The organism is Bacillus sp. EB106-04-02-XG92 (assembly GCF_058791995.1).
Genome location: NZ_JBYTEA010000018.1, coordinates 73,618 through 85,348 on the forward strand (window position 1 = coordinate 73,618; position 11,731 = coordinate 85,348).

Sequence of the window (11,731 nt, forward strand, 5' to 3'; positions counted from 1 at the left end):
AATCTCAAAATATTTTAATATTACAATGACGTACAATGTCTCATTATAGTCGAATATCCTTATATGGTGAATTACTCTATCCCACTCACTTGTACAAAAATAAAAAATATTTTCTCCTTGTACAAATAAGTGAGATAATGCTGTATTTCATGCTATCTAAGAAAAGATAACTAGGAAGTACATTCATATATTTCCTAGTTATCTTTTCTTAGATGCAACTAATGTATAGAAATAAGATGAATCAATTTATAATGCTATATATAGCAGTTGATTTTCTGTTAATATTTCTCCCTCTGTATGTATCTGATAACGCTTGTTATCAGAAATATTCCTGACACGTGTCAGTCATTGTTCTTGTCTTATCACTTTTGCAGTACACTTCACAAAAAACATATTTTCTACATTGAGTACTCCTCATTGAACTGCACAAATGTCTTCTATGTGTTCTCTTTCTAATAGAATCGAAACTAGTTCTGGATAGAATTCCTATATTCTAAAAGTCCCTCTGATATATCCCCATCACTTGGAAATGGAATATCATAAACCGCCTTATCATACTCTACTTCTTCTATAGCTTCATGTTTTAACTTGTTACCCCCTTCTTTATCGAGATTCTCATGAACCGATATAGTAACTAAGTTATATACACTTTCTACATCCTTTTCTAAGTGGATTTCTTTCGTTGGAGCAGTAACACGCTCTTGTTCCCTTCCGACAGGTCTATTTTCTCTTGGGCACCAATAAACGGGTCGTTCCACCGGTTTATTTTTCCTTTCTTTTTTCTTGGCTTCTTCTATTAAAAATTTTTCCTTTGAATTACAAACTACCAAAAACACATAACAAAATAGACCAATAATAATTTTTGTAAACATGATATTCCCTCCAATTTCTTTTTTACAATAAAAAAAGAAGATCCAAGTATATACATCACTTAGTTCTTCCTTTTACCCTCTATAAACTACCTCCACTTTATTCAAATAGTAATTCTTCATTTTTAATTTCCGATAGCTTATCCCTAACAATAAATATATTACCTGGCTCTTTGGATTACTTTCTTTTTTCCTGCTCTTTTGAATCATCTAATACTGTCCAAATGTTATCTTTTTTCATTTTCATATCTCCTCTTTCTTGTAATTTGTTAAGATTCATAATCCAGCCTGCGAACTTGAAAACAACACAAAAAGGCTTCTTCAAGTCGATTAAAAATGTGCATAGCAAAATAAGCTATATATACACTAATCGGCTCAAAGAAGCCCTTTCACAAATGAAACAAGACGCAACTTGCTTCTACAACTCAACCACAACACAATAAGGTGTGGGAATAAACGGAATCAAATAGACTAACAATATACCTATATATTATACATTTTAGATTTATATTTCAAGATTTTTCAAAAGAAATTATTCTATCCTCTTAAAATTTAAGAAGAAAATTATTATTACTGTTAATAAAAATTAACAATCTTAGCGTACTTATAAAAGTATAATGTGTCTACTCATCTCCCTCCTAAAACGCAAAAAAGCACTTGTTTCCTTTAATCGACAAACAAGTGCTTTAAGTTCATATGTTGTAAAATGTCATCTTACCTAAACTCGTACTTTTTTTCTATTCTATCATTGGACACAGTACCCAATGATGGGCCAACCATCATGAAGTACGTAATTTCAAACACTTAATTCTTTCCCTAAAACACTAACCTTTATTCTGCTTTTTAATCATTTCCATCCCATTCATAAATCTCTTAATAGAATCCTCATTCTTCAATAATTCACTTAAGTATAACAATACATCAAACTCTTCAGGGTCTGCATCATAATAAATCATTCCTGGATCAATAAAAGGCTCATAAACTATATTACAGATATTTTGTCCTCCTATTATTACACTAAAACATCTTTTCAATTTTGAAACATAACTATTTGTACAAATTAGATTTTCTATAGATGTTTCAAATGATTTTCCATTATAGAAAAAAAATAGTTTGTTATCTTTAACATAAATACCAACTACCTGTCCATCTTCACTAAATCCTCCGACGCCTTGTCTAACCAACTTTACTTTATTTTTTTCAACTACTGAATATCCGCTAGGTTCTAATATAATATACGTTCCTGTCTTAGAGTAATTATTCATTATTATCATAAGTTATCCTGTCCCTCCTAATGCTCTAATCCTAATAGTGTGTTTATTACATCATCTTTTTGCATTGATTTTTGAATTATAATTTTCCATACTTGTTCATCTGATTCATAAATTCCTTTATCAATGTACGAATCTCTTATCTTATTAAACATACTCTCAGCTGTCGGTCCTATTGGATTACCATATTTTTTTATATTTCTTTCCTCTAAACCGGCTCTCTCCTCAGCAGTCATATTTTCCCTCGCTGCATTTTTTTGCTGATTACGTGCTTCTACAACATGTTCAGCTATTTTTTCTTTAGAAAATCCTTCAGATATCATTTTTTCGATATCACTTTCTAATTGTTTAGATGCTTCAAGATAATCTTTTCTTACATTTTGCATTTCTTTTGTCCATTCAACATTTGTAAAGTCATATTCTGGTTTATTATATGCAGTACCCTCTTTTGGTAAATATCCATATGCTCCATTATCATCAGCATGTATCTGTTTAAGTACATCGGGCTTTACTTTTTCTAAAGGTATTCCCTCACCCGTTTTACCAACACCAGTTTTACCCGTACCCTTATTTCCACTAGAACTGCCCTCGCCTTTAGCAAACTGATGGGTTGATAGCTTTTCTTCAACTCGATGAAAATCAGGTGTATCAAATTTAGAGCGTATATTATTTGCACCTGCATAGGCAAATTGATTTTTTGGCATTAGAATATTATTCAACATGTCAACGCTTTGCTTAAACTTATCTAAAGTTATTACGTTTTTAGTGCCTTGTATAAAATTTACACTTTCACTAAGTTTTGAGGTTTTGCCTAACGTTGAAACTTTATCTACACCTTTTGTTCCTACAAATAATTCAGCGATTGCTAACTTAACTTGCATCTCTACATTTCCATACCATTTAGCTCTGCTATTCCAATCTCCATTTACAACATCTTGATTCCACGAATCAGAAATAGCTTGTTCTACAGCAGCAAATGTTTCGTCGATGTGAGAAAGAGCATACACAGCACCCTCAACACTATCTATTGGATGTAAAATTGTGTTTAATATTCCTTTAAGTTCATCTAACACCGCTTCATTTTGCCCTTTTTTGTAGTTGTAATATTGTCCAATAAGGGGAGTGTTTTCTATCTGGTGAATAAACTTTTCATACAACTGATCCATCGCTTCAACGTTATTTCCAACAGTATCTTTAAATTTATCGAACAACGATTGTTCTATAATACTGATTTCTTCAGAATGATGTTTTTTTTCTTCTGTAATTGCTTGGATAGAAGTCGTCCATTCCATATTCAAGCCCTGTGTACTAAACGTACCGCTAACAGGACTAAATCCTTTCCCACTTTGAACTTCGGCAAGACCAGTAGCAATACTAGCTGCTAATTGAAGGGCCGTGCTGTAGTTATTACTGGACGTATAATTGAATTCATATAAATGCTCTAATTTTTCTTCAAGTTTTTTTCTCATCTCAACTAAAACAGCTACAATTGCGTCTATACCAGGCATTGGTGTAGCTTCATCTATCACTTCTATACTTGCAATCATTTGATTGATTTCTTGAATTTGCTCTCTAACTTCTTGTTCGACTACATCCGTGGAAGCAACTTGTGATTGAAAATCTCTTGGAAAAGCATCATTTTAACGAATTAATTCTTCACATAAATAAATAATACCCTGTGCTAAAGGACGAAAGGTTTGGACAAGAAATATTTTTGCACTACTATATGTTCGTCCTTGCAGAACCGTATCAGTTGCAAAAGCATCAATCGACTGAATGACTTGTTCCATGCCTTGAATAGTAGCGGTACATACAGCATTCATGCTTTGAGTCTGATTTTGTACTTCCCCTAAATACATATTTAAACTCATGCTTTGTCCTCCCTTTTTAATTGCTGTTGCCTTTGAACTACCCCCACTTTCACTTCGTTTAGAAGTGGGGGATTCCTAAGTAAAGAGTTCTATCGAACTCTAATTGATTAGGCTAACCCCGCAGTCCTTGCGGTTAGAAGCCTTATTGCTTCATTCTTTATATTGATACTTGCGTTAATATCCCTATCATGGTGTGTACGACAAGAAGGACAGTCCCATTTACGTAGGTTTAGATTTTTAACGTCTTTGTTTTGATATCCACAACAAGAACATAATTGGCTGGAAGCATATGTTTTCGATACGGCAATGACTTGTTTGCCATACCATTTTGCCTTATATTCCAACATGGTTCGAAACTGTGACCAAGATACTTCACTAATTGCTTTTGATAACTTACGATTTGTTAACATATTTGATACTTGCAAATCCTCTATACCGATAACATCGTGGCTTTTGATGATTTCAGTTGAGATTTTGTCTAAGTAATCTTTTCTAGCATTTGATATGTATTCATGAATTCTAGCTACTTTTACTCGTTGTTTATTCCACCGAGAAGATCCTTTCATTCTTCTACAAAGAACACGCTGTGCTTTCGCCAACTTATCTTCTAATGATCGGAAAAACTTCGGATTTTCATAGGAGATTCCATCTGACAAAATGGCGAAATCTTTTAGTCCTACATCTATCCCAATGTAAGAATCTGTTTTCGGAAGTTCTTGTACTTCTGTTTCAACTAACAGTGACACAAAATATCTACCAGAGGGGTTCCGTCTAACTGTAGCATTTACAATACGTCCCTTTACTTCGCGACTTTTGGCAAATCGAACAAGACCTAGTTTCGGCAACTTTATCTTGTTTCCTACAACAGAAATGTTTTCATTTGTTTGTTTTGTGGTGTAAGATTGTACGTTGTTTTTCTTAGATTTAAAGCGCGGTGTGCTGTTTTGTTTTTTGAAAAATCGTGTATACGCATCCGCAAGGTTGCGAACAGACGACTGAATCGCAATACTATCCACTTCTTTGAGCCAAACAAACTCTTTCTTCATGGCAGGAAGTTTGGCAGAGCATGTACCATAGGTCAAGCCTTTTCCTGTCTCTTTGTATGTGTGATCCCATAAGGATAGAAAATGATTGAATACAAAGCGGGAACAACCAATCGTTTTGTTTATTAGAATTGCTTGTGCTTGATTTGGATAGATACGAAACTTATAGGCTTTATTGACAATCATTTCATTCACCTCCATTTCGGTATATAACTATTATACACCAAACATACATTCGATAAATAGTAAAGTAACACCTTCTGTATGTCGAACAAGGGATGGCTTCCTGCCATCCCTTGTTCGAAGTCAATTCATCTCCCACCTACTCACTTCGGGTTCCTTGAGGAAGGAGTCTTCTTTGCTAAAATGATAAAATGTTTTTCTTATTATTTTAAATCTTATTGATAGACCTTCTTTTCACTTTCCTTCACATCTATGTTGTTCTCACTTATTCATTCTACATCGTGATTAAAAACTTGAAAAAATCTTCTTCATTTAAAGGTTTACTGTAAAAATAGCCCTGAATTAAATAGCATGAATGACGTTGTAACACTATTAACTGTTTCTTCGTTTCTACCCCTTCTGCTATTACTTTCATATTCAAAGTATGGGCTAGCGAAATAATAGTTTGTATAATTTCATCTCCATCATTTGAAGTTCCAATCCTATTCACAAATTCTCTTGGAATTTTCAAAGTATCAATTGGATACAAAGGTAGATAGGCCAATGAAGAATATCCTGTACCAAAATCATCAATTGATAAATATACACCATATGATTTTAATGCTTTTAACTTCGATAAAGTTTCTTTTTCATCTACCATGGCAATCCGCTCTGTTAATTCCAAATCAATTAAATTAGCTGGTACTCCTATTTCTTCAATGGTAGATATAATCGTTTGAACAAAATCTTTCTGTTCAAACTCTATAGCTGATAAATTTATCCCCATTTTTAGATTTGTATAACCTGCAGAATGCCATTCTTTCAGTTGTAAACACGCTTGCTGTAGCGTCCATTTTCCAATTGAAATAATCTGTGATGTTTCTTCCGCGATAGGTATAAACTCAAAAGGTGAAATTAGCCCCAGCTCTGGATGTTGCCAACGTATTAATGCCTCTGCACCAATAACCTTTCCTGCCTTACTATCAACTTGTGGTTGATACAATAAAAACAATTCATTATTCTCAATTGCATTTGATAAATCCTGCTCTAATCGTAATCGTCTTGTTATTTTTTGAGATAATGTTTCGTCGTACATACAAACAGCATTGCTACCTTTTTCCTTTGCACTATACATGGCGATATCAGCATGTTGTAAAAGTGTTGTGGCATTTGTTCCTCCAAATGGATACAACGCTATTCCTATACTAAGGGATAAGTAAAATCTGTGTTGATTTATTACAAATGGTTCTTCAGTTATACGAAATAATATTTCGCACAAATCCAATAGTTGTTGCTCTGTTTTGTTATGGACAATGATTGCAAACTCATCTCCCCCTATTCTTGCTATAGGAATAGTTGGTGGCAGACATGTCCTAAAACGGTTGGCAACTTCTTTTAAAACCCTGTCACCAATTGCATGACCCAGTGTATCATTAATGTTCTTAAAGCGGTTTAAATCTATATACAGGAGTCCAAACTTATCCTGTGTTTTTTGTACCCTCTCAATAGATCTTTCTAATTCTTGTTGGAAGAATATTCGATTCCCAATCCCCGTCACTGTATCATGAAATGCTAAATAGTTTATCTCATCCTGTTGTTGCTTCATCCTCGTTATGTCTTTTACCATTATATAACTCCCAAAAGTTTGTCCTTCTATCATAATAGGAACAATCGTAACGTACCAAAAATATATATCCTTCTCATTATTATTTTTCACACGTAACTGTAACGAAGACGAACTACATCGTTTCCCCATCTTTAGAGCTGCTTCCAATTCAGGTTTATCTTCATCTAAAAAAATAGAAAAGCACTCTTTTCCTATTAATGCAACACTGTCCTTCCCTAATAATATACTTCCAGACTGGTTTATATTTAAAACGGTACCATTTGAATCAATTGTTAATATAGGGTCTGGATGATACTCATATAAGGACTTAAACCTCTCTTGATTTTTCACCAAATCATTAGATTTTTTTATTAAATCTTCCGTTCTTTGAGATACTTTTTGCTCTAATTGATTATTAAATACTTTTAATGTTTCTGTTAAATCTTTGTTTTGCATGTGTACAATTGTATGACGGATCAGTACAAATACAAAGGCAATACAATTTCCCGTAATCAGTGTAGAAGAAGAAGTTTGCTCTTTGAAAGTAAAACCAATTAAAATTGCAACTGCAAGATAAGGAAATATGACAAGAAGTTTCTTTCCAAATGTCGGATTAATAATAAAGTAATCTCTTCTAGAAGATGTACTCCTTGGAATAGTAGCAGCAATGGCAATAAATAATAGAAAAACTCTATACAAACACCTTAATAATATGAGTGAACGATGTGATAAATCATCTTGTAAATAAAAATATAAATAGTCCGTAATAGACAATCCAGTTAGTACTAAGATAAAAATAAACAATTTACTTTTCGCATTAAAAATTGCTGGTCGAAAGATTAGACTAACTCCTAGTAAAAGAAGCAATAGATCTATAATCGGAAAAATAAATGAAAGAAAAACATCTCCAATTGACAAGAATAAGATATTTGCAGAAGGTTTATTAAATAGGTACCACTCTAAGGTGAAAATAGCAGTAACAACAATACATAAATCACAAAGCAAATACGCTTTTTCCCATTTGTTACATTCCATCATGATTTTATAAAAGAACGCAAAGAGAAAGAAGAATAAGAAAAACAATAAAAACACATCAGAAATATTAAAATTTTGTATTGGTAATTCTACATTAAGTACTTGAAAAGCGGATATAAAATTTCCTATCAAGAAACACCCTATAGCAATAGTAATACAAACCCAAAATACTCCTAACTTAACTTTTCTGGATACTATAGAATAGAGTAATGAAATAAATACAGTAATTTCAACAACTAAGGATGATAGTCGTATATGAAAATCTGATACAAAATAATGATTCGGAAAAACAAATAAAAATATAAAACAAAAGCTTATATAGAATATAAGAGCTATTGTTAATAAGGTAAATTGCAAATGAGAACGTTTAAACAATATATTCACCTTCTTAAGTCTTGCATCATTTTTATTAAATTAGTTTCTAATTAATATTTATATTATGAGCATTTTAAAAGATTTCTTTCAAAATATAGTACTTATTAAGTACACTAACTAAAACACCGACTTATTTATAATCCTTAATAAGTCGGCGCTAGTATAAATTATAAAACTAAAACATATGAATACGAAACATCCTGTACGGTTTGCTTTGTGTCCATATCTCACAAACCTATACGGTCTCTCGTTAGAGTGGTGATGGCACACCGTAACCTTACACATCACCAATACCAGAAATGGAGTTCACCTTTGATAGTAAGAATACCTCGAACGCTAATGAGCTTACCCTTTTAGGAGTCGGAGTGATAATTATTATAGTCTATATTCAGATACATTATTTCCTTTCCATTCATAATAATCTAAAATTCCTTCATAAATAGCTTCAGCTGCAATCTGTCTGCCGCTTGCCGTAGATAATTTACTATAATCAATACCATTATCTATAAAAGCCAGTTCCGTTAACACAGCCGGCATGTCGTTTTCTCTAACAACATGAAAATCTCCATGTTTAACGCCTCTATCACGCGTTTGAAGCGCCTCTACTAAGCGTGTTTGAATTTTTTCCGCTAAAACATAACTTTCCTCCACATGAGGATTTGTTTTTTCAGATTTAGAGGAATTATAGTAGTATGTTTCTGTCCCTTTTGCATTACCATTAAAAGCATTTGCATGAATGCTTATAAAGATATCACCCTGATTTTGCTTAGCAAATTTAACACGTTCCTGTAAAGAGCTTTTTTGGTCATGTCCAGGTCTAGTATCAGATTCGCGAGTTAATAAGACTGTAAATGGTGTACGTTTTTCAAGTAATTGTTGTAGACGTAAAGAAGTGTCTAATACGATTTTACTTTCGGGCAATCCTTTTGTGGGCTTTCCAGGATCTGCGCCACCATGTCCAGGATCAATAATGATTGTTTTACTTTCTATAGGATTTTTCGGACCAGATTGAAGGGTATCTGTTTTGGCAGTAAGTTGTGCGGCCTCTGCACGTGTTATGAATCTATTTGGTTGCCAACCATTATCAGTACCAACGGAAATCTTTAAATCAATTAAAATATTGGCAAACTTTTCACCCCAATGCCCTTTTAAATCATCAAACGTAATTTGTCCATTACTATTTGTAGTATCTTGTAACTTATACGCGTTTACTAACATTGCTGCCATGGCAGCACGAGTAACTTTTCCTGAGGGATTAAATATTCCATTTCCTTCACCGTTAACTATCCCTGCTTTTTCAGCAGCAGCAATATAAGGGGTTGCCCAATGATTTTGAGAATCTGTAAAAGAAGGTTTTGCATTTGTATCAACATGTATACCTAGAACTTTTGTCATAATGGTTGCAGCAGCAGCTCGATCTAATGTATCACTTGAACCAAAAGTGCCATCTGGATACCCACTTAATACTTTTTTATCAACTAAATAATTAACAGATTTGTCAGCCCAGGCAGGAACATCTGGGAATTTGTGAGTATTTGCAAATGCACTAGATGAGTAGGATAGTAGACTCCCAGCAAGAATTCCTGTAGCAATTAATTTGTATTTCAAAATGTAACACTCCTAAAAAATTATTACAAGTTGGTAAATAAATCATTTACAGTTAAGCTTATAAGAAATATGACTTAGTTTAAAAGATAGATTAATTCGTTATTATCAATATATTACGTATAAATAATTTTTAATTAAATTAAACTATTATTTCGAAAAGAATCCACAGACATACACTTATAGCTTGGGACTATTCGATATATTTTCCAATCGCGTGTAACTAGTATAGTTACTTATACATATAAGTGTCAATTAAATGAATCTTACATTTCTGTAAGGTAACTATATTAATAATGTAGTGATTAATTATTAAATAAGGTGAATAATTACTTGTTTTAATAAATATAAGAGTTAATATAAATGTTTCTAACCCTATAAAAGTAAAGGTTACTTTCGTCGTAGACCTGAGAAGCTCCCACTATAAGCTTTGCTAAGTGGGGAGTAGTTCTCTGAAGATTAAAGAGCTATTCTACCTACTTCTTTTAACTAAATTGTATCCTTCTTCTTATTTAAATATATATGGAATTTATATACTTCATTTATTAACATATGTTGTATCTCACTTTTTCATTGTATATCTACAGTACAAAAAATAGGACACACCTTATCTTTAGGTAGATACTGGTGTGTCCTTTATATAATATATTTAATTAGTATTTTTATCGTTTTCCGACAGAAGACTCCTTCCTCAAAAATGTGAAGGTGTGAAACACCAATTTTAGGTGGGAGATGAATGTCGGTTGGCATAAGCCAACATGTTTGCTATCATTTACTTGTACAGATTGCTCTTTGAAAACTGAAGATATGAGGTTGGTTGCAGAAAAACGTTGCAACCGTAAAATCTTCAACGTTCTTTCGCCCCACGCTTGCCGAAGTTGCGAAAACCAAGCTAAAGTAGGTAATGTGGTGAGTCAACGTACAAGATACTTATGTTTTCACCGTAGGGACTACGGGTAGAGCCTGCTAAGATAACCGGTGGATACACCGGTGTTCGCAGGAATCTCCCACTTCAAACAGTCCGTAAGGACGTTAAGTGGTGAGTAGTTCAATTCACGGTAAACCTTATATTAAAAAACAATAGCAATTACTTAGGTTCTACTTGTACACGCATTACTTTATCAGATTTTGAATTCAGAATTCTCACCCTATAGTCCCCTTTTAAATAGTAGTTATTCATAGTATGTTTCTCTACTGCTTCTTGAATTTCTTGATCTAAATTTAAATCAGGAGCTAATAAGGTAACCCACCTTTTCGTTAGTTCCACAACGGCCTCATTATCATATAAGGATTTCATTTCAAAATCATTTTCAGCTGGTCCTTCAATAAGTAATTGCGCACCAATTGAATCTGTTGGAAGAGGCATACCTTCATCTACTAACTTAATGCTTAATCCGATATTACTAAATTTCAAATTAGTATTATATTTTTTATTAATATCACGAACTAAGCTTTGTGCTTGATCTGAAATTGAAATTTGTGAAACTTGTAGCATGTTTAATGCCATTTGATTATAAGTAACATCATTTGTCACTAAAGATTTATCGAGGTATGCTGGTAAATTAATCTCTGATTTTGTTCCCTTCTTCGCCCCAGTTGTTCTTTCTTTCTTTGGTTCTTGCTTCATTTCTGGTTTCACTCCTGGTTTCACTTCTGGTTTTACTTCTGGTTTCACTTCTGGTTTTACTTCTGGTTTTACTTCTGGTTTCACTTCTGGTTTTACTTCTGGTTTCACTTCTGGTTTCACTTCTGGTTTTACTTCTGGTTTCACTTCTGGTTTTACTTCTGGTTTCACTTCTGGTTTTACTTCTGGTTTTACTTCTGGTTTCACTTCTGGTTTTACTTCTGGTTTCACTTCTGGTTTTACTTCTGGTTTCACTTCTGGTTTTACTTC

At 33.1% G+C, this 11,731-nt stretch carries 4 protein-coding genes and 4 pseudogenes; all 8 read right to left on the bottom strand.

What is annotated here, in order from left to right:
* Window positions 1–198 precede the first annotated feature (198 nt).
* A pseudogene (locus AC3WVA_RS26980) lies at window positions 199–872 on the bottom strand (transposase).
* Window positions 873–1,693: 821 nt separating this feature from the next.
* Window positions 1,694–2,143, bottom strand: a complete 450-nt coding sequence (locus AC3WVA_RS26985; RefSeq protein ID WP_227601731.1) for a hypothetical protein — start codon at window positions 2,141–2,143, stop codon at window positions 1,694–1,696.
* Between the two features lie 17 nt (window positions 2,144–2,160).
* Window positions 2,161–2,727, bottom strand: a pseudogene (locus AC3WVA_RS26990) (hypothetical protein); the annotation flags it as partial.
* 44 nt (window positions 2,728–2,771) lie between these two features.
* Window positions 2,772–4,011: pseudogene (locus tag AC3WVA_RS26995) on the bottom strand (LXG domain-containing protein); the annotation flags it as partial.
* Window positions 4,012–4,118: 107 nt separating this feature from the next.
* On the bottom strand, window positions 4,119–5,240 hold the full coding sequence (gene tnpB / locus AC3WVA_RS27000; protein WP_492322334.1) for an IS200/IS605 family element RNA-guided endonuclease TnpB: 1,122 nt from the start codon (window positions 5,238–5,240) through the stop codon (window positions 4,119–4,121).
* 271 nt (window positions 5,241–5,511) lie between these two features.
* On the bottom strand, window positions 5,512–8,232 hold the full coding sequence (locus AC3WVA_RS27005; RefSeq protein ID WP_492322335.1) for a putative bifunctional diguanylate cyclase/phosphodiesterase: 2,721 nt from the start codon (window positions 8,230–8,232) through the stop codon (window positions 5,512–5,514).
* A gap of 375 nt (window positions 8,233–8,607) precedes the next feature.
* Window positions 8,608–9,840 (bottom strand): N-acetylmuramoyl-L-alanine amidase, encoded by a 1,233-nt coding sequence (locus tag AC3WVA_RS27010; RefSeq protein WP_492322336.1) that lies wholly within the window; start codon window positions 9,838–9,840, stop codon window positions 8,608–8,610.
* A gap of 1,084 nt (window positions 9,841–10,924) precedes the next feature.
* Window positions 10,925–11,731: pseudogene (locus tag AC3WVA_RS27015) on the bottom strand (S-layer homology domain-containing protein); the annotation flags it as partial.

What these genes read in the sequence shown, in the direction of transcription:
- tnpB (WP_492322334.1), bottom strand. Translation starts at nt 5,240, where the DNA reads ATGATTGTCAATAAAGCCTATAAGTTTCGTATCTATCCAAATCAAGCA.
- AC3WVA_RS26985 (WP_227601731.1), bottom strand. Translation starts at nt 2,143, where the DNA reads ATGATAATAATGAATAATTACTCTAAGACAGGAACGTATATTATATTA.